Annotated in this window: 20 protein-coding genes and 2 pseudogenes; 13 read left to right on the forward strand and 9 right to left on the reverse strand. The window is 64.7% G+C overall.

What is annotated here, in order from left to right:
- Positions 1–2 precede the first annotated feature (2 nt).
- On the reverse strand, positions 3–1571 hold the full coding sequence (locus tag HMPREF0291_RS02120) for a membrane protein (RefSeq protein WP_005287234.1): 1569 nt from the start codon (positions 1569–1571) through the stop codon (positions 3–5).
- 230 nt (positions 1572–1801) lie between these two features.
- Between HMPREF0291_RS02120 and HMPREF0291_RS02125 the strand changes: the two genes are divergently transcribed.
- The 6 genes and pseudogenes from HMPREF0291_RS02125 to HMPREF0291_RS02150 form a co-directional block, all read left to right on the forward strand.
- On the forward strand, positions 1802–4705 hold the full coding sequence (locus HMPREF0291_RS02125) for a DUF4040 family protein (RefSeq protein WP_005287238.1): 2904 nt from the start codon (positions 1802–1804) through the stop codon (positions 4703–4705).
- The gene (locus HMPREF0291_RS02130) at positions 4702–5091 is read left to right on the forward strand and encodes a cation:proton antiporter subunit C (RefSeq protein ID WP_005287241.1); all 390 of its coding nucleotides are present in this window, start codon (positions 4702–4704) and stop codon (positions 5089–5091) included. The genes HMPREF0291_RS02125 and HMPREF0291_RS02130 overlap by 4 nt, the downstream gene beginning before the upstream one ends.
- Positions 5091–6641, forward strand: a complete 1551-nt coding sequence (locus HMPREF0291_RS02135) for a monovalent cation/H+ antiporter subunit D family protein (RefSeq protein ID WP_005287243.1) — start codon at positions 5091–5093, stop codon at positions 6639–6641. Before HMPREF0291_RS02130 ends, HMPREF0291_RS02135 begins: the two co-directional genes overlap by 1 nt.
- A complete protein-coding gene (locus HMPREF0291_RS02140) occupies positions 6641–7042 on the forward strand; it encodes a monovalent cation/H+ antiporter subunit E (protein ID WP_005287245.1) in 402 nt (133 codons plus the stop codon). Before HMPREF0291_RS02135 ends, HMPREF0291_RS02140 begins: the two co-directional genes overlap by 1 nt.
- Positions 7042–7308, forward strand: coding sequence for a hypothetical protein (locus HMPREF0291_RS02145; protein ID WP_005287246.1), 267 nt, complete (start codon positions 7042–7044; stop codon positions 7306–7308). The genes HMPREF0291_RS02140 and HMPREF0291_RS02145 overlap by 1 nt, the downstream gene beginning before the upstream one ends.
- A gap of 8 nt (positions 7309–7316) precedes the next feature.
- Positions 7317–7619: pseudogene (locus tag HMPREF0291_RS02150) on the forward strand (Na+/H+ antiporter subunit G); the annotation flags it as partial.
- 231 nt (positions 7620–7850) lie between these two features.
- On the opposite strand, the gene HMPREF0291_RS02155 reads toward HMPREF0291_RS02150, so the two are convergent.
- Both HMPREF0291_RS02155 and HMPREF0291_RS12050 read right to left on the reverse strand, forming a co-directional pair.
- Positions 7851–9443: a catalase gene (locus HMPREF0291_RS02155; protein WP_005287252.1), complete on the reverse strand. Its 1593-nt coding sequence runs from the start codon at positions 9441–9443 to the stop codon at positions 7851–7853.
- 202 nt (positions 9444–9645) lie between these two features.
- Positions 9646–9768, reverse strand: a pseudogene (locus HMPREF0291_RS12050) (NYN domain-containing protein); the annotation flags it as partial.
- A 197-nt stretch (positions 9769–9965) separates the two neighbouring features.
- Here HMPREF0291_RS12050 and HMPREF0291_RS02160 point away from each other — a divergent pair.
- The gene (locus HMPREF0291_RS02160) at positions 9966–10523 is read left to right on the forward strand and encodes an RNA polymerase sigma factor (RefSeq protein WP_005287257.1); all 558 of its coding nucleotides are present in this window, start codon (positions 9966–9968) and stop codon (positions 10521–10523) included.
- On the opposite strand, the gene HMPREF0291_RS02165 is transcribed toward HMPREF0291_RS02160, so the two are convergent.
- The 3 genes from HMPREF0291_RS02165 to HMPREF0291_RS02175 form a co-directional block, all read right to left on the reverse strand.
- Positions 10520–11551 (reverse strand): aspartate-semialdehyde dehydrogenase, encoded by a 1032-nt coding sequence (locus HMPREF0291_RS02165; RefSeq protein ID WP_005287259.1) that lies wholly within the window; start codon positions 11549–11551, stop codon positions 10520–10522. The genes HMPREF0291_RS02160 and HMPREF0291_RS02165 overlap by 4 nt on opposite strands.
- 46 nt (positions 11552–11597) lie before the next feature.
- Positions 11598–12863 (reverse strand): aspartate kinase, encoded by a 1266-nt coding sequence (locus HMPREF0291_RS02170; RefSeq protein WP_005287262.1) that lies wholly within the window; start codon positions 12861–12863, stop codon positions 11598–11600.
- 131 nt (positions 12864–12994) lie between these two features.
- Entirely contained in the window at positions 12995–13891 is an 897-nt protein-coding gene (locus HMPREF0291_RS02175; RefSeq protein ID WP_040423433.1) for an acetamidase/formamidase family protein, read from the reverse strand.
- Positions 13892–14024: 133 nt separating this feature from the next.
- Here HMPREF0291_RS02175 and HMPREF0291_RS02180 point away from each other — a divergent pair, with 133 nt between their 5' ends.
- The 6 genes from HMPREF0291_RS02180 to HMPREF0291_RS02205 all read left to right on the forward strand — a co-directional run bounded on the left by HMPREF0291_RS02180 (position 14025) and on the right by HMPREF0291_RS02205 (position 21181).
- The gene (locus HMPREF0291_RS02180) at positions 14025–14906 is read left to right on the forward strand and encodes a DMT family transporter (protein ID WP_005287266.1); all 882 of its coding nucleotides are present in this window, start codon (positions 14025–14027) and stop codon (positions 14904–14906) included.
- 197 nt (positions 14907–15103) lie between these two features.
- Entirely contained in the window at positions 15104–16942 is a 1839-nt protein-coding gene (gene leuA, locus HMPREF0291_RS02185; RefSeq protein WP_005287270.1) for a 2-isopropylmalate synthase, read from the forward strand.
- Positions 16943–17045: 103 nt separating this feature from the next.
- Positions 17046–18149 (forward strand): hypothetical protein, encoded by a 1104-nt coding sequence (locus HMPREF0291_RS11720; RefSeq protein ID WP_005287274.1) that lies wholly within the window; start codon positions 17046–17048, stop codon positions 18147–18149.
- Positions 18143–19168, forward strand: a complete 1026-nt coding sequence (locus tag HMPREF0291_RS02195) for a hypothetical protein (protein ID WP_005287276.1) — start codon at positions 18143–18145, stop codon at positions 19166–19168. The genes HMPREF0291_RS11720 and HMPREF0291_RS02195 overlap by 7 nt, the downstream gene beginning before the upstream one ends.
- A gap of 11 nt (positions 19169–19179) precedes the next feature.
- Positions 19180–20460, forward strand: a complete 1281-nt coding sequence (locus HMPREF0291_RS02200; RefSeq protein WP_005287280.1) for a Mur ligase family protein — start codon at positions 19180–19182, stop codon at positions 20458–20460.
- Positions 20453–21181 (forward strand): type 1 glutamine amidotransferase, encoded by a 729-nt coding sequence (locus tag HMPREF0291_RS02205; RefSeq protein WP_005287284.1) that lies wholly within the window; start codon positions 20453–20455, stop codon positions 21179–21181. The genes HMPREF0291_RS02200 and HMPREF0291_RS02205 overlap by 8 nt, the downstream gene beginning before the upstream one ends.
- A gap of 150 nt (positions 21182–21331) precedes the next feature.
- Here HMPREF0291_RS02205 and recR read toward each other — a convergent pair whose 3' ends face one another.
- From recR to HMPREF0291_RS02220, 3 genes are all read right to left on the reverse strand, one after another.
- Positions 21332–21967: a recombination mediator RecR gene (gene recR / locus HMPREF0291_RS02210; protein WP_005287289.1), complete on the reverse strand. Its 636-nt coding sequence runs from the start codon at positions 21965–21967 to the stop codon at positions 21332–21334.
- Positions 21968–22102: 135 nt separating this feature from the next.
- Positions 22103–22459, reverse strand: coding sequence for a YbaB/EbfC family nucleoid-associated protein (locus HMPREF0291_RS02215; RefSeq protein WP_005287292.1), 357 nt, complete (start codon positions 22457–22459; stop codon positions 22103–22105).
- Positions 22460–22519: 60 nt separating this feature from the next.
- Positions 22520–24979: a DNA polymerase III subunit gamma and tau gene (locus tag HMPREF0291_RS02220; protein WP_005287294.1), complete on the reverse strand. Its 2460-nt coding sequence runs from the start codon at positions 24977–24979 to the stop codon at positions 22520–22522.
- Positions 24980–25001: the final 22 nt, after the last annotated feature.

Here is a 25001-nt window from a genome sequence, read left to right on the forward strand (position 1 = left end):
CGTTAGCGCTTGTGTTCGATAGCTTCGTCGGTGTCGAGGACGGCGGTGTCATCGTCGAGCTCGTCGAAGTCGGATTCTTCGTAGTCCGCGCCATCGTCGTAGTCGTCGTCCGCGTAGCCGGCGTCGGCGGCGTCATAGGCGGACACGACGGCGGGGCGGCTCGCGCGCATCGCCACGAGCCCAAGCACAGCGAGCAGCGCGGACAGCCCGATGCCGGTCCACATGGCGGTGGCGGATCCGCCGTTACCCGCCGCAGAGATGGCGGCTGTGGACCAGTGCATCGGGAGCGCCTGCGAAGCGGCGCTCCACAGCAAAGAGACCTCACCGGTGGCAGCGGTGGACCACACCCAGCCGACCACACCCACCTGCAGCAGAGCCAATACGCCGGCGGCACCACCGCCGCCAATGGTGCCGAACGCAGAGCGGAGAATCCAGGTCAGCCCTGCCGAAGCCAGGGTGCCAAGGACCAGGGCGGAACCGGCGATCGCCAGCGCGGCTGCGGACAAGTTCGTGCCCAGGATGGCCACGAGAATGAGCCCGGCCGACGCACTGAAGGCGGTGCCCAGGCCCAGGATGATCCACCGCGCGCGGGGGCGGGATCCCGCGTAGGCCGCTAAAGCGGTGACAACTCCGCCGAGGATCGCCAGAGCCGAGACAAGCATCGCGGCCAGCGGAGCTAGAGCGGATGCCGGTGCGGGTGCTGCTTGCCCGTCCGCGCCAGCCGCGGTGCCGGTCCCCGTACCAGCTGCCCCGGCAACGGGAACAGGTGCCGGCAGGGCGCGCTGGATCGCCCCGATGTTGTCTTTGGTGGTGTTGGCCATCTCGTCGACCTTGGTGCCGCCGTCGGCAAGCTGGTTCACGCCGTCGGTCGCCTCCTTGACCTTGCCGTTCATCTCGTTGAGGCCCTTGGACAGTTCGGAAGCTCCGTTGGTCGCAGAGTAGATGCCGTCGTGGTAGGCGTAGCCGGGGGTGGACAGTTGGTTGGCCAGCTCGCGGGAGCCGTCGCGAAGCTCGGTGAGCTGCGTGTTCATGTCTTCCGGCAGCTCAGCGGTCTCGACCTGGCCGCGCAGGTCTTTGAGTTGCTTCCGGAGGTCGACGACTTGCGGGTCGCGGTTGTTCGCGGTGGCCTTGATGGTGTCGTCGATGGCCCCGAGGATCTGGCCGCGCACGGCTTCGAATCCAACTACCTGGTCCACGGCACCGCCGACGGAGTCAGCGACGCGGGTGGCGCCGTCAGCGAGTTGGCCGGTACCGGCCTGAATTTCCACCATGCCCTTCGATAGCTGGTCCGCGCCGTCGCTCGCGCTGCGCACGGCTTCCGCGAGCTCGCCGGAGCCATCCTTGAGCTGGTCCGTACCTTCTTTGAGTTGCTTTGTGCCCTGCGTCAGAAAGCCGGCTTCGGCGGCGGCGTCACCGGTGGCGCGGCGGGCTTCAACGAGCTGATCGGGCCCAGCGTAGACAGCCGGGGCGCCGGTGGTGTCTTCCCCGTTTGCCCACGTCGATGCCGGGTTCATCGGGGTGAATGCGGCGACCAGGAGCACGATGAAAGCCAAGGCAACGTTCCATTTCATACGGAGAAATCTAACTGCCGTGGCTGCCGGGGGGGCGGGTAACACGCGGGGTATAGCGTAGCGCCATTTCAGGGCTCACCCCCTCGAATTCACTCGACATGTTGATCCCGCCCATCCCTGTTACCCTATGAACTGTTTTGTCCTGGCTGAGGGTTTCTTAGCGTGAATTCCCGCCAGCGCCACGACACTGCATGACCCCCTGCCGCTCCAACAAAACGGAAATACAGCCTATGGCTTTGCTAATCGCCCTCGGGATTGTCGCCGCGACAGTGGTGGCCTCCCCCGTGCTCGTGCGCGTGATGGATCGCCGCGTCGGGTGGGTCGCCGGACCCGCCATGTTCGCTGCGGCGGCCGTGATAGCCAACGCGTTGCGCGCCGGCACCCCTGTGACCTACAACCTTGTCTGGGCTAATGACCTTCTCGGGGAGGGCACTGCGGTGTCCTTCGCCTTGCGCGCCGACGGCCTGAGCGCCTTCTTCGCCCTGCTTGCCCTTATCATCGGCGGTATCGTGCTGATCTACTCGGCCGCGTACCTGCCAGAGAAGGACGGCAACACCAGCTTCTACACCATCATGACGGCATTCACGCTGTCCGTGTTGCTGCTCGTGCTTGCAGACGATGTCGTGCTCCTCTTCATCGGGTGGGAGCTCGTCTCCATTGCGTCGTTCCTGCTTATCGCCCGCTCTGGATCGTCGGGTGAGGCCGGCTCGTTCCGCACCCTCGCTTTGACGTTCTTCGGCGGGTTGACGCTGCTGGCGGGCCTGGCCCTGGCTGCGACCTCGACGGGCACAACGCGCCTGCACGAGATCCTCGCCTCCGACGTGTGGGCCGACAACCCGCGCCTGACCACCATTGTCGCAGTGCTCATCGCGTGCTCCGGCTTCACCAAGGCCGCGCAGTTCCCGTTCCACTTCTGGCTCCCGGAGGCCATGGCGGCCGCGACACCCGTGTCGGCGTTCCTGCACGCCGCTGCCGTGGTCAAGGCCGGTATCTACCTGCTGGTGCGGTTCTCCACGATCTTCCACGACACCCCGACGTGGAACATCCTGCTCACCGTCACTGGCCTGGGCACGGCACTCATGTCGGCGATCTTCGCCATCACGAAGACGGACCTGAAGCACCTCACGGCGTACTCGACGGTGTCCCACCTGGGCTGGATTGTCGCGGCGATCGGCATCGGCACCCCGCTTGCGCTTGCGGCCGCATTGACGCACACGCTCGCGCACGCGCTGTTCAAGTCCTCGCTGTTCATGCTTATCGGTGTCATCGACCACGAGACGGGCACGCGCGACATGCGCCGCCTGGGCAAGCTCTACGACAAGATGCCGTGGACCTTCGGTTCCGTCATCGTTGCCGCCGCGTCCATGGCCGCTGTCCCGCCGCTGTTCGGCTTCGTGTCCAAGGAATCCATCCTGGAGGCCTTCCACGAATCGCCCTACGGCACCGTGCTGCTCATCCTCGCTGGTCTCGCCGCCTTCCTCACCTTCGTCTACTCCGCGAAGATCGTCTTCGGCGCCTTCGTCGACGGCGAGCGCGACATGAGCGAGGTCCACGAAGCACCGGTCAGCTTCTGGCTGCCAGCCGCCTTCCCGGGACTGATGTCTGTTCCCGCGGTGTTCGTGCTTTCGCTTATCGACGGCCCCATCACCGCCGGCGTCAACGCCATCATCCCGGATGCGGACTACCACTCCCACCTGGCACTGTGGCACGGCATCACCGCGCCGTTCATCGTGTCCATGCTGGTTCTCATCGCAGGTGTGGCCTTCATCTTCTTCCGCAAGCCAGTGTGGAAGGCCCTGGAGAACAAGCAGCTGCTGCCGTTCACCGGTAACGATGTCTTGGCTGGCATCGTGGACCGCTCCCGCGACCTGGGCATGTTCTTCGGCAAGATGGCCGGCACCTTCAACCCGTCGAAGCACCTCGTGTGGCTCATTGTCACCACGCTGGGGTTGGGCGTGGTCACGCTGCTGCTTACCGACGGTATCGACGGCGTGCCGCTCGCACCGCGCACCGAAGGCCTGGACAACTACTGGGACATCCTGCCGCTGGCCATCATCGGTATCTCCGTCCTCGGCCTGGTCCTGACGAAGAAGCGCATGACGGCCGCGGTCTTCCTGGGCACCGCCGGCGTGGGTATGAGCCTGCAGATGATGCTGCTCGGCGCCCCCGATGTGGCTCTGACCCAGTTCACGGTGGAATCGCTCACCGTCGTGGTCATCATGATGGTGCTGCGCTACCAGCCGCGGCTGTTCCCGCCGGTCCCGGCGCGCCGCAAGGCATGGGCCGGGGCACTGGCAGTTCTCACCGGCATTATCACCTTCGCCGCTGTCTACTCACTGACGGGTCGCCGCGACCGTTCCGAGTTGGCCAACTGGTACCTCACCGAAGGCGTCGAGGTGACCAGTGCCGACAACATCGTCGCCGTGATCATCGTTGAGTTCCGTGGCTTCGATACCTTGGGCGAGCTCTCCGTGCTGGGCATGGCCGCCGTGGTCATCGCGGCGGTGACCAACTCGGTACCGCGCTACCGGTTCGAGGCCGGAACCCGCCCCGCACCGTTTGGCCAGTCGCAGCTCAACACGATGCCGCTGCGCAAGGTGGTCACGCTCACCATGCCGATCTTGGTGATCCTCAGCGTGCTCATCTTCTTCCGCGGCCACACCGCCCCAGGCGGCGGCTTCATCGCCGCGCTGGTGCTGGCCACCGCGTTCGTGCTCAGCTACATGTCCAAGGGCCGTGATGAGAACGTGGTCAAGCCGATGACCCCGGTCTATCTCACCGGCATCGGCATCATCGTCGCTATTAGCTCCGGCTTCCTCGGCTTCATCGAGGGCGGCTTCATGTACGCCATCCACGGTGAGATCGCCGGGGAGCACATGACCACCTCCCTCATCTTCGACGCCGGTATCTACCTGGCCGTCCTCGGCATGCTCACCATGGCGATCAATGACCTTGGCGGGTACCTGCGCCCAGGCACCGACAGGGAGAATCTGGACTACCGCCGCGACGAGCACAACCCGCTGCCGGATATCCCCGAGCCGGAGGAACCGGAGCACCCGACAGAGTCGTATCCGGCGCCGCTGTATCCGTCGACAAGCGAGCGTGAGGCACGCGAGGAAAGGGCACGAGCATGATTTACGCACTGACAATCGCAATCCTCATGGCCGGGGCGGTCTACCTGGTGCTGCAACGCGGCATGGTGCGCATCGTCTTCGGCATGTCGCTGTTCGGCCACGCGTCGAACCTGACCATTCTCGCCGCCGGCAACGGCGCATGGCGAGGGGAGGCGTTTCCTTCCTCCACCGGTCTCGAAGACATGTCGGACCCGTTGCCGCAGGCGTTCGTGCTGACCGCCATCGTCATCGCGATGGCCACCACGACGATCCTGCTCATGCTCGCAGCACTCGGCCGCGACGACGACACCCTGGACAACATTCTCGACGCTGAACAGGCAGAAAAGATCGGCCCCGGTGCGCTCACCACCACCGGCCGCACCGCTTACAGGGGGGTGCGCAAGTAATGGAGATCAACGCAATCCTGCCGGTCTTTGTCGCGCTGCCGCTGATCGTCGCGGCCATCGCGGCGCTGTCGCCGTTCAAGCCGCTGAACGACGCCCTGGGCATCATCATCCCCACCATCAACCTGATCGGCGGACTGTGGCTGTTCGGTTACACGGCCGAGCACGGCGCTATCGGCCACGTCATCGGCCTCTACCAGGGCGGGGCGGGCATCTCGTTCGCCGCCGACCAGTTCTCGGCGATCATGCTGATCACCACCATGGCGGTGGCCGTGGTGTCCAACTGGTTCGCCATCGTCTCCGGCGATACCAAGCCGCGGTACTACGTCCCGCTCGCACTGGTGCTGGTCACCGGTGTCTCCGGTGCGCTGCTCACTGCGGATCTGTTCAACTTCTTCGTCATGATCGAGGTCATGCTGCTGCCGTCCTACGGCCTGATCGCGATGACGGGAACGCGTTTCCGTCTGTCCTCGGCTCGCCTGTTCGTGCTGGTGAACCTGGCTGCGTCCACCCTGCTGGTGATGGGCGTCGGCTACGTCTACGCCGTCACCGGCGCGGTGAACATCGGTGCTTTGCAGGGCGCGGCGGCCGGCAACGGCCCGGTCACTGTCGCGATGGGGCTGATTGTCATCGCGATCAGCGCCAAGGCGGCCGTGTTCCCGTTGCACACGTGGCTGCCGCGGACATATACGTCGACAAGCGCTGCAGTGATGGGCCTGTTCTCCGGACTGCACACCAAGGTCGCGGTGTACATGCTGTTCCGCATCTGGGTGGTCATCTTCGACATGGACCCGCGCTGGAACTGGCTGATCATTGCCGTCATGGTCGTATCCATGCTCGTCGGCGCCTTCGCCGGCCTGGGCGAGGCCACCATCCGCCAGGTGCTGGGCTACCAGATGGTCAACGGCATGCCGTTCATCCTCATCATGCTTGCTTTTACCGGCGGCCCGGGCATCGGCCCGGACGCCGCCCGGTACGCGCTGGCCGCCGGCCTGATGTACACGCTGCACCACATGATCACCATTGGTGCGCTGACATTGAACTCCGGTGCGATCGAGGAGACCTATGGCACCGGCACTCTGTCAAAGCTGTCGGGTCTCATGCGCCGCGACTCCTGGACCGCCGCGATCTTCGCAGCGGGTGCATTCTCGGTGATCGGCTTCCCGCCGTTCTCCGGCCTGTGGGGCAAGCTCACGCTCATCTTCGCCGCCGCGGCTGCCGGAGATGCTCGGTCCTGGGTGGCCATCGGCGCAATCATCATCGCCTCGTTTGCGGCAATGCTCGCAATGTTCCGCGTCTGGCGCGAGGTCTTCTGGGGCCAGCCCATGCAGCACTACCCCGACACACTCCGGGTGCGTTGGGCGCTGCTTGCGCCGTCCACCGTGCTGATGGGGATCTCGCTGGCGATGTTCTTCGGTGCCGGCCCGCTGTGGGACGCAGCGACGGGTTCCGCCGACGCGCTTCTCGACGTCCCGTCCTACACCTCCGCCGTCCTCGGCGAGGACCCGCTCGGCGTACCCGATGTTGATTCCCTGCAAGGAGGCCAGCGCTAATGAGCAAGATCATCCACGGCATCGGCTACTTCTTCTGGATTGTCAAAGAGATCATCGTCTCCGGTTTCAACACCGCCTTCACGGCGTTCAAACCGGACGCTGGTCTCAAGCCGATTGTCATCTACTACCCGCTGCGAGTGACTACCGACTGGGAACTGTTCTGGTTCTCCGCCTCGATCACCGCCACACCGTCGACCCTGGCCATGGGGTTCCGTGAACCCGCCGCTGCAGACGCACCGCGGATCTTGCTGGTCCAATCCGCCTTCGGTGACGATGCCACCGACGTGATCAAGGGTCTGATCGACATGGAAGAGCACGTCTCCCCCGCCGTGAAGTCCACACCCCTCGACGTCGCGGACGTGGCCTGGGAGCCCTACGTACCCAAAGGAGATCTCACCTAATGTTCGAGACAATCCTCACCGTCTGCATAGCCATCATGGCCGTTAGCTTGGTGGTTGGCCTCGTGGCCATCCTCCGGGAGCGCGATGAGCTCTCCCGCGCCGTCATGGCCGACTACATCCTCTACGCTATGGTCTGCATCTTCTTCGTGTGGTCGCTGTTCAACGACACGTTCATCGCCTACGAGGTCGCCATCTTGGCGGCCCTTGTCTGCGGTGCCATCCCGACCCTGTCCATGGCCCGCGTGATCTCGAGGGGGCGCCGCTAATGACCGCACTGACCATCTGGCAGATCGTTGTCCTGCTCTTTGTGTTCGTGGCGGTGTTCATGACCGTCGCCACCGTCGTCCTCCAGCTGCGCGCCCCGAACGCGCTGACCCGCGCCAACCTCATGGGCCCGCTGGTCGGTGTCGCTTTCCCAGCCTTGGTCATCGCCATGCTCATCCACGAATGGTCGACCGAAGGATTCGACCTGAACAACTTCCTCCGCGCCATCATCGCCATTCTCGGTGTGTGGATTGTTGCCTCCGTCGGTTCCTTCATCATCGGCCGCTCCATCTACGGTGTGACCGTCACCGACGCGATCGGCCCCGGCGGGCGGCGTGAACCCAGCCGTGACCACGCAGACAGCGAGCTGCGCGAGACACCCACAGAGCAGGCCCCGGAACCAGAGCCGGAGCCGCAAGCTCCCCCTGAACGCTGGTAACACCGCGCGCGTTCGCCTCGCCTATCCACGCCATAGCGAAACCCCGCCGCACTCACCACATTCGGTGAGCTCGCGGCGGGGTTCACGCTTGAGCGCCGGCAGCTGCTAGCCGTTGAAGGAAACGCCCTCCTCGAAGTCCTTAGCTGCATCGGCGCGCTTCTGAGCGAGCACCTCGCGCAGCTTCGGCTCGAGATCAGCGTCGACCTTGCCCCAGTAGGCGAAGGTGCGCTCTTCGACGTCCTTGTTCTCGATCGGCAGCATCTTGTTGGTCACGTTGTGGATGAAGCGCTCCTTGGCAGCATCATCAAACACCTCGCGGTAGAGAATGCCGGCCTGCATGAAGTCATCGTCGTCGGCGTGCTTGACGTAAGCAGCGCGGACCAGGTCGGTGCCGTGCGGGTCCGGGTTGACGTACAGGTCCTGAGCCTGGCCGTAAGAGGTGTGGTTGGAGGAGGAGTCCTCACCGTTGTCCAGGTAGCCTGCACCCTTCTCCGTGTTGTTCGGGGAGTAGTTCGGCTCGCCCTCGTTGTTGAAGAAGTACTGCATCGGGCCACGCTCGGCGTAGGTGTTCACCGGTACGATCGGCTGGTTCACCGGCAGGTCCTTGTAGTTCGGTCCAATACGGTAGCGGTGCTGGTCGGCGTAGGCGAACACGCGGCCCTGGAGCATGCGGTCCGGGGACAGGCCGACACCGGGGACGATGTTGGACGGGTCGAGCGCGATCTGCTCGATCTGTGCGTGGAAGTTCTTCGGGTTGCGGTTGAGGATGAAGTAGCCCACGTCCACCAGCGGGTAGTCCTTCTGGGACCAGGTCTTGGTCAAGTCGAACGGGTTCCAGCGGTAGTTCTCTGCGTCCTCGAACGGCATGATCTGCACCTTGACGTCCCAGATCGGGTAGTCACCGCGCTCGATCGCCTTGAAGAGGTCTTCGCGGTGGTGGTCAGCGTTGTCGCCAGCCATCTTGCCTGCCTCTTCGTCGGTGAAGGTCTCCCAGCCCTGACGGGTCTTGAAGTGGTACTTGATCCACACGGCGTCACCAGCCTCGTTTACCCACTGGAACGTGTGGGAGCCGAAGCCGTCCTGGTGGCGGGAGGTCTTCGGGGTGCCGCGGTCACCGAGCAGGTAGGTCACCTGGTGAGCGGACTCCGGGGTACGGGTCCAGAAGTCCCACTGCATCTCGTCGGAGCGCAGACCAGTACGCGGGTCGCGCTTCTGGGAGTGGATGAAGTCCGGGAACTTCACCGCATCACGCAGGAAGAACGTCGGGGTGTTGTTGCCGACGATGTCGTAGTTGCCGTCCTCGGTGTAGAACCGCAGCGCGAAACCGTGGACATCGCGCCAGGTGTCGGGGGATCCAGCCTCACCAGCGACGGTGGAGAAGCGAATAGCCATCGGGGTAACAGTGCCCGGCTGGAACAGCTTCGCCTTGGTGTACTGGGAGACATCCTCAGTCACGTGCAGCTCACCGAATGCACCGTGGCCCTTTGCGTGCGGGATGCGCTCCGGAACGTTTTCGCGGTTGAAGTGCGCGAGCTTCTCCACCAAGTGGATGTCCGTCAGCGGGTTCGGGCCCTGCGGACCGGCGGTGACAGAAATGTTCTCGGATGCGACCGGCTGGCCGCCAAGACGAGTGGTCTTGCCGTTGCCGGCGTCACGCTCGCCCTTGTTCAGGATGTTGTCAGGGGTGTTGTCAGCCATGAAATGGCCCTCCTCGAAGTCAGGTTTATCCGGTGGGGATACCCGCGAGCTTACGTACGCTCTGACAGGCCTTCAAGGAAGCTCGCCCTAACTCAATCGTTTGTTTGACCTGCGGATGAGGGGCAGGGTCTAGAGATCCCCATCAAACTCGCTATCGGTGATTGCGGCCGCTTCGAAAAGCGGATCTTCCTGGTGCGTAGGCTCCGGAGGTCATTACGATCTGGTTCACTAGGGATCGCTCCGCCAGTGAAGCTATGTCCAAGCCGATCCTCATATCGACACCCTTCTGAGTGATGTCGAGCTTGAAATCCTTCTCACCCAAGTCAGTTCGGTAAAAGCCGCCGTCGACCAGAATGGCAGTAGTTATCGGTCGGCGCGGATAATCGGCTGTCGGCCTACCTGAATGAGCCCAGTCATCGGCGCGCTCCTTATTGGCGGAGGGTCAACGGCTGGGCTGGTACGTAAACGATATCAGAACAGGCCCAATAATCAATACCGACTCGGCTGGTAACGTCGGCAGGCGTGAATAAAAAGGACGACGCGTACGTCACGGATCTGGCGCTGCAAGCCGGCCGCGGCGACAAGCAAGCGTTGTCCGAATTCATCCGCCTCACGCATGACGACGTCTGGCGGCTACTGGCCCACCTCGCCGGCCGTGAACAGGCCGACGACCTGACCCAGGAAACCTATCTGCGAGTGTTGGGCTCGCTCCCCCGATTCGCGGCGCGGTCCAGCGCACGCACGTGGTTGCTCTCGCTTGCCCGCCGCGCGTGGGTCGACTCGGTGCGCCACGACATGGCCCGCCCCCGCAAGGCCGCGGCGGAGTACGAAGATGTTGCTGCCCAGCAGCCGAGCGGCGACAACCCCAACACCTGGTCAGAGGTCATGGACGCCCGCTCGCTTCTCGACGCACTCGCCCCCGAACGCCGCGAAGCCCTCATCCTCACACAAGTGCTGGGGTACACCTACGAGGAGGCCGCGAAAATCGCCGGGGTGCGCATTGGAACGATCCGGTCGCGTGTGGCGCGTGCCCGGCGCGACCTCGTCACCGGCATCGAGGCCGACGGCCAAGGAATTTAGACCAGCAGTTCGGCGATCTGAATCGTGTTCAGCGCTGCGCCCTTGCGCAGGTTGTCGCCGGAGACGACGAAGATCAGGCCGCGGTTGCCGTCGACAGTCTGGTCCTGGCGGATACGGCCGACAAAGGAGTCGTCCTGCCCGGCGGCCATCAAGGGGGTGGGCACGTCGACGACGGCGACGCCTGGAGCGTCGTCAAGCACGCGCCGTGCATCCTCAGGCGTGATGGCCTCGTCGAATTCTGCGTGCACAACCATCGTGTGGCCGGTGAACACCGGAACGCGCACGCAGGTGCCGGACACCTTCAGCTCCGGCAGGCCGAGGATTTTGCGCGATTCGTTGCGCAGCTTCTGCTCCTCGTCGGTTTCCAGGGTGCCGTCGTCGACGAAGTTGCCCGCCATCGGCAGCGCATTGAATGCGATCGGCGCGACGTACGGTCCCAGGTCGTCGGCCTGCAGCGCGGAGCCGTCGTGCGTGAGCTCCGTGTTGCGCTCGCCGATGCCCGCGACCTGCGCCGCAAGCGTGTCGACGCCCGCAAGCCCCGAGCCCGACACCGCCTGGTACGACGCAACGCGCATGGTGTTCAACCCAGCAGCGTTGTGCAGCGCTTTGATGACAGGCATGATCGCCATGGTCGTGCAGTTCGGGTTGGCGATGATGCCTTTCGGCAGGTCCTTGAGGTCGTCCGGATTGACCTCGGACACGACCAGCGGGACCTCCTCGTCCTTGCGCCACGCGGAGGAGTTGTCCACAACCTTGGCGCCGGCTTCCGCGAACACGGGCGCCCACTCACGCGACGTCGAGCCGCCTGCGGAGAACAGCGCAATGTCGACATCCGCGACAGAGTCAGCGCTGACCTGGGTGAGATCCTCGACCTCGATCTCCTCGCCGCGGAACTCGATCTTCTTGCCCGCAGAGCGCGGGGATGCGAAAAAGCGCACAGTGTCTGCGGGGAAGTTGCGCTGCTCCAGAATGTCGCGCATGACACGGCCGACTTGGCCGGTTGCGCCGACGACGGCGACGGTGGTCATTTCTGTTCTCCTTTGAATATTGGGCAGTTGGCGAGCGTTGCGCGGGTTAGCGCCCGGTACCTGCGTAGACGACGGCCGCTTCGCCGCCGCCGAGGTTGAACTTCTCGTGGATGGCGCGGGCAGCGTCTTCCATCTTCTCCTGCTCGATGACAGCGGTGATGCGGATCTCGGACGTGTTCATCATGCCGATGTTGATGCCGTTGTCGCGCAGAGCCTGCGTGAAGTCTGCGGTCACACCCGGGTGGGACTTCATGCCTGCGCCGACAAGGGTCACCTTGGCGATCTTGTCGTTGTAGGCGATGTCACCCCACCCCTCCGTCTGCGCCAGTTCGCGCAGCGCCTCGAGGCCGCGGGGGCCGTCGGCCTTCGGCAGGGTGAAGGTGATGTCAGTGATGTTGTCGTGCAGCGACGAGGGGTTCTGCAGCACCATGTCGATGTTGATCTCGGCATCCGCGAGCACGCGGAACAACTTGGCTGCCTCACCGGGAACGTCCGGGATGCCCGAGACGGTGATCTTTGCTTCAGAGTCGTCGGTGGCGACGCCTGCCAGGACTGCTTCTTCCATGGGGATATCCTCCATCGCTCCGGTCACGAGGGTACCGGGATCGTTGCTGTAAGACGAGCGTACTCGCATAGGAACGTTGAATGCGCGGGCATACTCCACGCTGCGCAGAACGAGAATCTTCGAACCAGAGGCTGCCAGTTCGAGCATTTCCTCGAAGCAGAGCTTGTCCAGTTTCTTCGCGTCGGGGACGATGCGCGGATCAGCGCTGTAGACGCCGTCGACATCCGAGTAGATTTCGCACACGTCGGCACCGAGGGCTGCAGCCAGCGCGACCGCAGTCGTGTCGGACCCGCCGCGCCCGAGCGTGGTCACGTCCTTGGAGTCGCGGTTGACGCCTTGGAAGCCGGCGACGATGGCAACCTTGCCGGCGTCGATAGCCTCCTTGACGCGACCCGGAGTGACCTCGATAATACGGGCGTTGCCGTGACGCTCGGTAGTGATCACACCCGCCTGGGAACCGGTAAAGGACCGCGCGTCCACGCCGTGTGAGGCGACTGCCATAGCGACGAGCGAGTTAGAGATCCTCTCCCCCGCCGACAGCAACATGTCCATCTCGCGCGGCGGCGGAGTCGGGTTCACTTGCGCCGCAAGGTCAAGCAGCTCATCGGTGGTGTCCCCCATTGCGGAGCAAACCACAACGACATCGTTGCCCGCTTTACGCGTTTCGACGACACGCTTCGCCACCGCACGGATTCTCTCCGCGGTCTCCAGCGACGAGCCGCCATACTTCTGGACGATGAGTGCCACGGTGCGTTCTCCTTACTTGTTTTCTGTGCAGACCGGCCACGGCCTGCACATGCGGTGCCCACTTTACGTACGTCGTGGCGCGTTCGCGCTTTGTGATCGCATACTTGTTCTTACTAGCGCTTAATCAGTGCTTAAGGAAGCCGCACGCCGTATTGGTGGAGAATATAAACCGGTAAACGGAATCGCGCCGTATTCCACTCCCCGACGATCTGACTGATTTGGGTGTCCCCGACGAGCGAGAACAACATCAGCGAGTCCGTTCTATCCAGACCGCTGGCGGCAGCGAACCAGTCCCGCATCATCCGGGTCGATTCACTGACAGCATCGTAGAGGTCGATCTCCGAAGAGATGGCGTACACGGAATCGCCCGCAGCAAGGAACGGCAGCGGCAGTGGCCGGCCGGGGATCACCGTGACCCGGATCTTCACTTCCGCGTCGATTTCTGCACCACACACAGCGACTTCACCGTCACCCATCACTGCGTGCACGTCGCCAAGGCTGAGATTCCCACCCTCGACCTCGACGGGCAGGTAGAGGGTCGAACCAGCCACGATCTCTTTGGTGTCCATGTTTCCGCCGTGCTCACGCGATTCACTCGTGGGCACGGCACGCTTCGCCGGCGCGGTCCCGATGACACCGATCATCGGCCGAACGGGGATTGCGACCCGCTCGGAGAAGTAGACCTGACCGTTGCGCACAGGCAGAAGGCGTGTGCGTTCCTCGACGGTGCCGGGCAGCGCCCCGACCTCTGGGTGGGTCATGATGGTGGCCTGGCCTCCCACCTCGATGCTCAGGATCTCCACCTTCAACGTGTCACCGGGGCGGGCGCCCCTGACCGCAATGGGGCCCGTTGCCGGGTTCACCAATTCCTCACCAATGGAGTCGAACAGTTGGGACTCATCGGTGACGGTGTTAGAGAAGCAGTCCATCGTCTGCACCGCGACCTCGTCTCCGCTGCTGATTTCCAGCTGCGGTCTGTGCTTGCGCGACATCGACAGAACACAGTGGTGGGGCCGAATGGAATGCACGGATCAACCTCTTTTTCACAGCAATTGAGTGGTGATCCATAGCTTAGTGAACTCCCCGCCTTGCAGATTGCACCCTGATGAGACGCATGGTTACACCGGTTGTTACAGGGGTTTAGGCCCCCTACCGATTACCATGATCCGGGTGCACAACAACTTCCTCGCCGTGACTTTCGCGCTGCTGTCGGCGCTGACCATCGCGGTAGGAACTGTCTGGCGGCACCAGATTGTTCTCCGCCACCGCCGCCAAACGGAAAATGCGAACGGGGGCGCGGGCGCTTCCAAGGTATCCACGCTCGGCACGGTGAAGCGTCCTACGTGGTGGTTGTCACTCATGTTGGCGTGGCTGGCCTACGGCTTCCAAGCGGTGGCGCTTGCTTGCGGTTCCCTCCTGGTTGTACAGCCGGTGCTAGTTCTCTCCTTATTAATGACGTTGCTGCTCGCTGCCCACGTAGAACGCCGCCCAATGGAAATCGACGAGACGTTCTGGGCGACGACGCTCACCGCGGCCGTCGGCGTGCTGGTCATTCTCGGCCGTCCTGTGCCCGGTACCCGCGAGGCTCCACCAGCGGAATGGCTCGTCGCGGTGGGGATCGGCGCGGTGATCATGGCGGTGGTGTTTGTCGTGGCCGTGGGCCACGACGCGTCGATAAGCACTTTTGCGCTGGGGGCGGTGTGCGGCGCCATCTTCGGCTATCTCGCAGTGTTTTCAAAGAAGGCAGTGGACACCTTCGTTGCCGGCGGCGTGGAAGGCCTGGTGACCGCGTGGCCGCTCTACGCTCTGCTGGCGGCCGCAGTAGTGGGCACGATTGTGCAGCAGTACGCGTTCAGCGCCGGCAACCTAGCGCAGTCGCTGCCTGCAATGAAGATCTTCGAGCCGCTGCTTGCATACGCACTGGGGCTAACGCTGCTCGGAGAAACCTTCGACGTATCCACGCCGCTGGGGTGGACACTTATGGCGCTGGCGGTGCTGATGATGTTCGCCGCAACGTTCATGCTCTCCCGGAAACCGGTGTGAGCCCACAGACGCGTGGTAGGGTGTGAGCCATGTCATTGGCAACCGCGCGTGTGCAGGCGCTCCCGCGTCAGGGAACTGCCCTACTTCTACGCCGCGGCGGGTTCTAGGCCACATTCATTCACGGCCGGCGCCCCGTCGCGGAGTTCGCCATGCCGGCCGTACCCTGACGACTCATCTCTCACACAAGGACGCACGCCATGACCCCCTCTGACTCCCAGATCAGCGCACCTTCCGAAATCCGCAAACCGAACGGCCCCCGCAACGAAGGCCAGCCCGCCTGGAACATGCAGCGCGGCTCCCAGATGCCGGCCGACCGTTACCTGAGCTTCGCCCAGGAAGTCGAGGACATCACCCTGCCGGACCGCACCTGGCCGGACAAGAAGATCACGGTCGCACCGCAGTGGTGCGCGGTCGACCTCCGCGACGGCAACCAAGCCCTGATCGATCCGATGAGCCCCGAGCGCAAGCGTCGCATGTTCAAGCTGCTGGTGGAGATGGGCTACAAAGAAATCGAGGTCGGCTTCCCGTCCGCCTCCCAGACCGACTTCAACTTCGTGCGCGAGATCATCGAAGAAGGCATGATCCCGGAGGATGTGACCATCCAGGTTCTCGTTCAGGCGCGCGAGCACCTCATCCGCCGCACCTTCGAGGCCTGCGCAGGCGCGCCACGCGTGATCGTCCACTTCTACAACTCCACCTCCAAGCTGCAGCGCGAGGTGGTGTTCCGCAAAGACCGCCCGGCGATTAAGAAGCTGGCTACCGACGCAGCTGAGCTGATCAAGACCATTGCTAAGGATTACCCGGACACCCAGTGGCGCTGGGAGTACTCCCCGGAGTCCTTCACCGGTACCGAGCTGGACTTCGCTGTGGAGGTCTGCGACGCCGTGGTGGACATCATGGAGGCCACCCCGGAGAACCCGATGATCATCAACCTGCCCGCGACAGTGGAGATGATCACTCCGAACGTCTACGCAGACTCCATCGAGTGGATGCACCGCAATTTTGCCAAGCGCGACTCCATCATCATGTCGCTGCACCCGCACAATGACCGCGGCGAAGGTGTCGCAGCGGCAGAGCTGGGCTACATGGCCGGTGCGGACCGCATCGAAGGCTGCCTGTTCGGCAACGGCGAGCGCACCGGCAACGTCGACCTGATCACGCTGGGGTTGAACATGCTCACCCAGGGCGTAGACCCGCAGATCGACTTTTCCGACATCGCCGGCATCCGCGAAACTGTGGAGTACTGCAACCAGCTGCGTGTCCCGGAGCGCCACCCCTACGGCGGCGACCTGGTCTTCACCGCGTTTTCCGGCTCCCACCAAGACGCCATCAACAAGGGGCTGGACGCCCTGGCGCAGAAGGTGCGCCCCGGCGCCTCCTCCACCGAGGTGGCCTGGGAGGACCTGCGCGAAACCGTGTGGGAGGTGCCCTACCTGCCGATCGACCCGAAGGACGTGGGCCGCAACTACGAGGCCGTCATCCGCGTCAACTCCCAGTCCGGCAAGGGCGGTGTCGCCTACATCATGAAGACCGACCACGGCATCGACATGCCCAAGGAGATGCAGGCGGAGTTCTCCTCCGTCGTCCAGGCGATCACCGACTCCGAGGGCGGTGAGGTCAATTCCAAGAACATGTGGGACGTCTTCGCTGGCGAATACCTCGATGTGGACACGCCGCTCGAGCTGGTCAGCTTGCATGTGGACGCCGCTGAGTCCGACGACGATGAAGCCACCGTGACCGCCGGCGCTGTCTACAACGGCGAGACAAAAGAGATCACCGGCTCCGGCAACGGCCCGATCGCGGCCTTTGCCAGCGCACTGCGCTCCCTGGGCCTTGAATACGAGGTGCGCGACTACCGCCAACAGGCCCGCACCGCCGGCGGCGACGCCGACGCAGCTTGCTTCATCTACAGCGACGTCGACGGATCAGAGGCCTGGGGCGTGGGCATCGCCGGCTCCACCACCCGCGCATCCATCAAGGCAATGGTCTCTGCTGTCAACCGTGGTTTGAAGGTGCAGCAACCTCTGGGCCAGTAGAGGTCAGTAGTCCGCCGCTCCCGCCTGTTGGCTTGGACCCTTGTGGTCGTACTACTCTAGGGGCACGACTAGGCACCGTTCCACAGAGTAACCAGGGGAGGCGATGAGCTTGACCAAGCCAGACGGCGACGGTTTTGCCAAAGATCGCTCTGACCTGTCCCCGCAAACTCAGAGCGTATGGCTGCCCGCTGGCACACCGCGCGTGATCACGCTGGAGCCTGCCGCCGCGGAATGTGTCGGCGTCAGCAGTGACGGCGCCCGCGTGGCCGTGGAGATCGCCTTCGACGCCGCGGGCGATGTTGTCGCGCGTATCGACGGTGAAGTGCTCGGCGAATTCGACAGTGCTGCAAGCGCTGAGCTGAGCCCGTCGCTACGCATGATGGAAAGCCGCGGTCTGATCGCTCTGGCCCACGGCGTGTACTCCACCGCGGACGGCACCCCAACGGTGACCGTGTACGCGGACGCTCTCGGCGGCGGGCCCGTAACTGCGGTTGCCCCGGTGAACGCAGAAAATGACCTGCCCGAAGATGAAGACGGAGACGACGGTGCCGGTGCCGGTGCCGCCGTTGCTGCCGGCACTGCAACAGCTGCTGGTGCCAGCGCCGCGAACACGTACTTCGCGGCCGACGCCGAGGCGGAGGCAGCCGCTCTGGCCGCAGACCAGGAAGGCGATGCACCCCGGTCGAGTAGCCGGGTGCGGTTGCTCCCGGAGCGCATGGGCACCAACACCACCGCTGTCGTGGCGCTCGCGCTGGCCTTGGGCATAGTGGGCACCATTAGCTACTACGCCGGCATGGGCCAGCAGGGCCAAGAGATGAACGCCTTCATGGGGTCCGACAACACAACGGCATCCACTGGGCCGAGCCTGCCCACACGGGCATCCTCCGAGAAACCAGCACCGCCTGAATCCTCCAAACCCGAGGAGCCCTCCGAGGACCCGGACAAGGATCCCGCGACGGACGAGGGAGCTAACGTGCCCCCGGCTCCGCAGCCGGGCTCTCCTGCCCCGGTTCCGCAATCGCCGTCCGGCAACGATTACAACAACCAGTACGTCGCGCCGCCGCCCGCTCCTGCGCCGCCGCCTGCTCCTGCCCCTGCCCCTGCGCCCGCACCGCCTCCTCCACCGGCCCCCGCGCCTCCGCCGCCCAATCGGCCCTTGACGCCTGAGGAGCGCGGCGGCAAGCCCATTTTTGAGATTTCATGGTAGAAGGCACCCCTGAGGCCGAGGTGATCCCGCCGGCCGAGCAGTTCCCGTATGTCGCGCTGTACGTGCAAACGACGAATATCCACCCGAGCACCGGGCGTTTGGTCACCCTCGATGCGGTGGCGTTCGACGACTCTGGGGTGGTCGGTGAGGAATTCCACCGCATCTTCAACGTCGGCGGTGACCCGGGCCCCATGCACATGCACGGCGTGGAGCCGAACTTGTTCGAGCGCGCCGCGAAGTTCTCCCGTCACCTTAAGGCGCTGGACAAATTCCTCGACGCGCGCACACTTGTGGTTCATGACGCCCCTATGACGTGGGGGTTCATCGTGTCTGAAGCCCGCCGCGCGATGAACGCCGCAGCCCGCGCGAACCGTTCCCGTAACCGCAGGCAAGGCCGCCGCAGGCAGCGGGTGGGGCATGTGCCGGCGCCGGAAGGCATCGTCGATACGCTCGCGACAGCACGCAAGCAGGGCGTGACGCTTATCGACGTCCGACTCGAATCCGTCGCCTCCGCCTCCGGCATCGATGCACCCGCGCCGGACGCGAGCCCGCAGCGCGCCGCGCGGCCGGAGGAGGAAACCTCCCGCGAACGCACACTCGTGCTGGTCAGCCTGTTCTTGAAGCAGTTGGAGAACGGTGAGGTTCTCTCGCGCACCCCTGATGAGCTCGCCCCGGACCGCTTCGGCCTGCAACGCTCGCGCATCCGCGTCGAGGCAGAGAAGAAACAGCCGAAGCAGGGCAACCCCGGCCAGTTCACTGACAAGTCCGGCCTGCGCCCCGGTATGGAGGTCGTGGTCACGGACGACATTCAGGCCGACCACGACGAGGTGGTGCAGAAGATCCTGGACCTGGACCTGAACTACTCGGAGAAGCTGTCCCGGGAGACATCGCTCGTGGTCAGCAACATCACCGGCCCGCCGGAGCAGCTGCGCGGTAAGGCGATGCACGCGCAACGGAAGAACATCCCGCTCGTGACGGACACGGAATTCCTCGCGGCCGCCGCCGAGGCGCTGCGCTAAAGTTTCTACCCATGAGTTCAAGCACGAGCCGGAGCACCACCGGCGGCAGGAGCGCCTTTGCCCGCCTGCGTTCGCGGGCCGCAGTGTCCGCCGCAAAACTAGCCACCACTGCCTCGAGGGCGACCGGCCGCGGGGCCGGCGGCATGATCGGCGGCCTTGTCGCCGGTGTGATCGACCCGAACATCCTCGAGGGGCTCGCGGGCCGGCCGACCATCCTGGTCACCGGCACCAACGGCAAGTCCACTACGACTGGCATGCTCGCGGCGGCGCTGCGCACGAAGTACACGGTGGCCACCAATGACGGCGGCGACAACATGGACGCGGGCATCATCTCGGCTCTGCTTGCTGACGGCGCAGCATCCCACGTTGTCCTCGAAGTCGACGAGTTGCATGTTCCCGCCATTGCCGACCGGCTCAAGCCGGAAGCCCTCGTGCTGCTCAACCTGTCGCGGGACCAGCTCGACAGGGTCGGGGAGATCAATGCGATTGAACGGGCGTTGCGTGGGTGCGTCGAAAAGCATCCGGAGATGACCGTGATCGCGAACTGCGACGATGTCCTGATGACCTCGGTGGCTCTTGACGCACCGAATGTCGTGTGGGTTTCCGCTGGCGCAGGCTGGCTCGGTGATTCTGTGTCCAACCCCCGCGGGGCCGGCCACATCGTGCGCGACGAGGACGACTGGTACGCCACCACAGGCGACTTCCGCCGCCCCTCCCCCGACTGGGCCGTTACCGACGAAGGCCTGACTGGCCCCGACGGGACCTACCCGCTCGAGCTTGCTCTGCCAGGACGCGCGAACCGCGGCAACGCCGCCCAGGCTGTGGCCGCCGCTGTCGAGGCCTTCGGGGTCGACGAGGACGCCGCTATCGCCGCCACAGAGAGCATCGACGACGTCGCCGGCCGCTACACCACCATCACCGTCGGCGACCACCACGCGCGCCTGCTGCTGGCCAAGAACCCCGCGGGCTGGCAGGAGGCTCTGTCCATGGTCGACCGCGATGCTGACGGCCTGGTCATCGCCGTCAACGGCCAGCAGGGCGACGGTGAGGACTTGTCCTGGCTGTGGGACGTGAAGTTCGAGGACTTCGAAGGAATGTCCGTCAAGGCCGCCGGTGAGCGCGGAACCGACCTGGCCGTCCGCCTGCTCTACGCCGGCATCGACCACGAGCTCATTCACGACCCCGTCAAGGCGATTCAGGCCTGCCCGCCCGGCCGCGTCGAGGTCCTGGCCAACTACACCGCGCTGCTCAACCTGAAAAACGCGCTGACGAAGGAGTCCGCCCGTGGATAACATCCGCATTGGCCTTGTCCTGCCTGACGTCCTAGGCACCTACGGCGACGACGGCAACGCGCTCGTCCTGCGCGGCCGCGCCCGAATGCGCGGCATGACCGCCGACATTGTGCCGATCAAGCTCGGCGAGCCGGTTCCCGACGACCTGTCCTGCTACACCATCGGCGGCGGTGAGGACGCAGCCCAGGTTCTCGCCGCGGAGCACCTGCGCGCCGACGGCGGCCTCACCCGCGCCGCTGCTGCAAGCCGCCCCATCTTCGCCGTGTGCGCAGGGTTGCAAGTACTCGGTGTCTCCTTCCACGCGCAAGGCTCCGCCGTCGACGGCCTGTCGCTTATCGACGCCACAACCACCCCCCTATCCACCCGCTCCATCGGCGAAGTCTCCTCGGCCCCGACCAAAGCCGGCATCACCCGCGAGCTGACCCAGCCGCTGACCGGTTTTGAGAACCACCTCGGAGGCACCGTCTTGGGCCCCGACGCCGAGCCGTTGGGCACCGTCCGGACCGGCAACGGCAACGGCGGCGGTGCTGGCAGTGCCCGCGTCGAAGGGGTTGTCCAAGGCAGCGTGATCGCCACCTACATGCACGGCCCGGCGCTGGCCCGCAACCCTGAACTGGCGGACCTCATCCTCGCCCAGGCGCTAGACATTCCCCTGTCCGACCTCGCGCCCCTCGAGCTTCCCGAGGTCGATCGCCTGCGCCTCGAGCGCCTGAAAGGCTAACCTCCCCCTTCCGCCTTTCCGCGCTGGAATACTACTGGCCCTTTTCCGGAATACTGCTCACACAGACACGCAGGTCAAAAGGGTGCGATCTGTCTTATATTCTCCAGCAGTATTCCAGGCGAGCGTGCTGGCGGGGTGAGGAACCAGCGGCTACAAAGTGAGGCGGCCGGACAACGCGCGGGAAAGGGTGAGTTCGTCCACGAACTCCAAATCCCCGCCGAGCGGCATGCCCGATGCCAACCGCGACACAGTCAGTTCCGGGAAGTCCTTGAGCAGCCGAGCCAAGTAGGACGCTGTGGCCTCACCCTCTGTATCGGGGTCGGTGGCCAAGATGACCTCGTGAATCTCGGGGATGCTATCTGCGTCATCCGGATCGCGGTCCGGCAACACCCCGCCAATCCGTTGCAACAGCGACGAGATGGACAGGTCCTTCGGCCCGACATTCGCCAGCGGGTCCAGTGCCCCGCCGAGCACGTGGTAACGGCCCGTGTACTCCCCTGTGCGCTCGATGACCTGGATGTCCTTTGCGTCCTCGACAACGCAGATCAGTCCCGCGTCGCGCCCCGAGTCCGCACAGACTCGGCAGACTTCCTCGCGGGAAACGTTGCTGCAGATCCGGCAGAAGGTCACCCCGTCACGGACTGCCCCCAACGCCGCGCGGAGCCGGTCAATGTCCTCCGGATCGGTCTTGAGCAGGTGGAACGCAATCCGTTGCGCCGACTTCGGTCCGACACCGGGCAGGCGGGAAAATTCATCGATCAGATCTTGCAGCGGGCCTTCAAACACCGTTGCAATACTAGTCACTCACCCACCGGCCGGTTGCCACCGAGGACCCCGGAGGTCGCCAACACCACCCCGAAACGCAAACAGGGCCCCGAAAGGCCCTGTTTGATAGTGCCGACCTCAGTCGGCCGTCGGCTACTAGCCGCCGAACATCTGGGTGAAGTCGTTACCCTCACCCGCGCCCGGCTGGGTCAGCGGGCCGAGCTTCTCTTGGGCGAGTTGGCCAGCCTTGGTGTGCGCATCGCGGTATGCGGCGAGGATCAGGTCCTGGAGGGTCTCCACATCTTCGGGATCAACAGCCTCCGGGTCGATCTTCAGGTCGGTGATGTCTGCGCCACCGGTCATCGTGATGGTCACCAGGCCGCCACCAGCGGTGCCCTGCACGTTGGTCGCGAGGATTTCCTCCTGCGCGCGCTGCATCTGCGCCTGAACCTCAGCCGCCTGGCGGATGAGTTCCTGCATATCGGGCATACCGGGCTGATCGGGCTGAGTCATGATTGTTGGCCTTTCCTTTGATTTCGTTTCACACCAGTGTAGCGAGAAGCGCCAGGGGGCTTACAGGGGACGGGCGCCGAGCTCGTCGGCAAGCAACTCCATCGCCATTTCCGTCGGGTTGCGGCGATCGAGCTCTCCAGCCTCCTGGGACTGATCGACCATGTCGCGCTCTTCGTCCTCGCGCGAGTAGGCGGCGGGTTCCTCATCGGGCGCGTCGGGGAAATCGTCGGCAGGCTCAGGCGGCAACGGGGTGCCATCGCTGAAGCCCTGGAAGTCGCGGTTACGGGATCGACGACCTACCGCGGCAGCTGCCGCAGCCGCTGCAGCTGCTGCCCCGGTGAGTTCTTGGGTGAGTGCACTCTGGGCCGGGCCCTCTTGAGTCGCCGCGTACTCCGTTGCAAGTGCCGACGTCTCCTCCGAGCCGTCCGGCACCGCATCCGGTTCGTCCGTCCCGGCGTCGGGCTGGCTCTCGTCGTCTTCCACAGGCGCGGGAGCGGGTTCCGGAGTCACCGACGGGTTGTCCTGAGCGGCGGAACCGTCAGCCGTATCTGTCGGATTCTCTGCGCGGACTTCGTCGGGGTTCTTCTCCTGCTCCTGTCTCGCCTCTGGCTGAGGCACCGCCGGCTGGCTCGGCGTTGGATTTGGTGGCGGGGTCGGTTTCCACTCGTTGCGTTTCGGTGGGGGTTGGGGCTCAAAGCCCGCGGCTTTTGGGTCCGTACCCACCACACAGCGCACGGCGACTTCAGTGCCGAGTTTCTCGGCGAACGCAGCAACGATGTCGACGTTGTTGTGCTCGGAATTGATGGCGTTGGCCAAAGCGCCGGTGTTGTGGCCGACAATGAGGGTGCCGTTTTCCATGCCCAACGGCTTGGCCTCGGTCAGCATGATCTCCGCGACCTTGTTGCGCTCGCCCACGAACTGGCGCAGCGTGATCCATTCGCGGTGAATACGGTCCATAAGGTCATCGCTGGCGCTGTCATCACTACCGTCCGACGTTGCCTCCGAAACCGGTTCCGTCGGCTCCGGTTCGGCACGCTCTCGCGGTTCAGCCTGCTCCTGAGGCTCGGAGCGCGAAGGCTCACGCTCCGGTTGCCCCGGTTCCGGATGAGCGGGCTGCTCCGGCTCCGGCTGAGCGGGCTGCGCAGTCTGTTCCTGCGGCTCCGGCGCCGATGGCTGGGCAGGTTCGGACGGGGCTGGCTGTGCCGGACGCGACTGTTGGCTCTGCTGGGGTTGTGCAGGCTGCGCTTTGGGCGCTTCCCGCGGCGCCGGCGTGGATTGCGACACTACGTCGGCTGTGGCCTGCACCGCGGCAGCGGCCGCGAGCGCAGCGGCGGCACCGCGCGGCTGGTCACCCATGCCGACAGCTTCAGCGGAGGCATCGCGAATCTCCTCCAGACCTGTAATGGCAGCTGGGGCCTGGGTGCCGGCGGACACGCCGAGCAGGTGCGCCATCATGATTTCCAGCAGCAGGCGAGGGGAGGTCGCGCCGCGCAGCATCCCGAGTCGCTCGTTGACCTCTGTGGCCAGGTGCGCCAGCTGGGTGCCGGTGAAAGAGTCGGCTTCGGCGGCAAGGATCTGGGCGCGGTCGGTCGGTGCGTCGACAAGCCCCTGGTCGAAGGCGTCGGGCACTTCCCGCAGGATCATCAGGTCGCGCAACCGATCAAGCAGGTCGATGGCGAAGCGGCGAGGTTCGTGGCCGGCTTCGATGACGTCATCCACCGTTTGGAAAAGGGCTGCAGGGTTGCGCTCGGCGAGGGCGTCGACAGTCGCGTCGATAAGCGAAAGATCCGTGACCCCCAGCAACGGCAACGCGAGATCGTAGGTCAACCCGTCGGGGCCTGCGCCCGCGAGCAGCTGATCCAAGATGGACAGCGTGTCACGCGGGGAACCGCCGCCGGCACGGATGACCAGTGGATACACGTCGTCGGAGACAGTCACGCCCTCGGCCGCGACTGTGCGCTCGAGTAGTGAGCGCATCGCGTTCGGCGTGAGCAGGCGGAATGGGTAGTGGTGGGTGCGCGAACGGATCGTGCCGATGATGTTTTCCGGCTCCGTCGTTGCGAAGATGAATACGAGATGCTCCGGCGGCTCCTCCACCACTTTGAGCAGGGCGTTCGCGCCTTCGCGGGTAATCATGTGCGCCTCATCGACGATGAAGACGCGATAGCGCGACTCCGCCGGCGCGAACATGGCGCTCTCACGCAGCGCACGCATGTCCTCCACACCGCGGTGCGATGCGGCGTCAAGCTCTGTCACATCGAGGTTGCCCGGCCCACCCGGCGCGAGCGACACGCACGAGGCGCACACTCCGCACGGTGTCGACGTCGGCCCTTCGACGCAGTTCAGCGACCGCGCCAAAATGCGTGCCGACGACGTCTTGCCCGTACCCCTCGGCCCCGAGAACAAATAAGCGTGGTTGATCCGCCCGTTGTCCAGCGCGGTCGACAGCGGGCGGGTCACCTGGTCCTGCCCGATCATCTCGGCGAACGAGCCTGGGCGGTACTTCCTGTAGAGAGCCACGGCACTAACCCTACTATTCGCC

It is taken from the genome of Corynebacterium genitalium ATCC 33030, from assembly GCF_000143825.1.
GTDB lineage: Bacteria > Actinomycetota > Actinomycetes > Mycobacteriales > Mycobacteriaceae > Corynebacterium > Corynebacterium genitalium.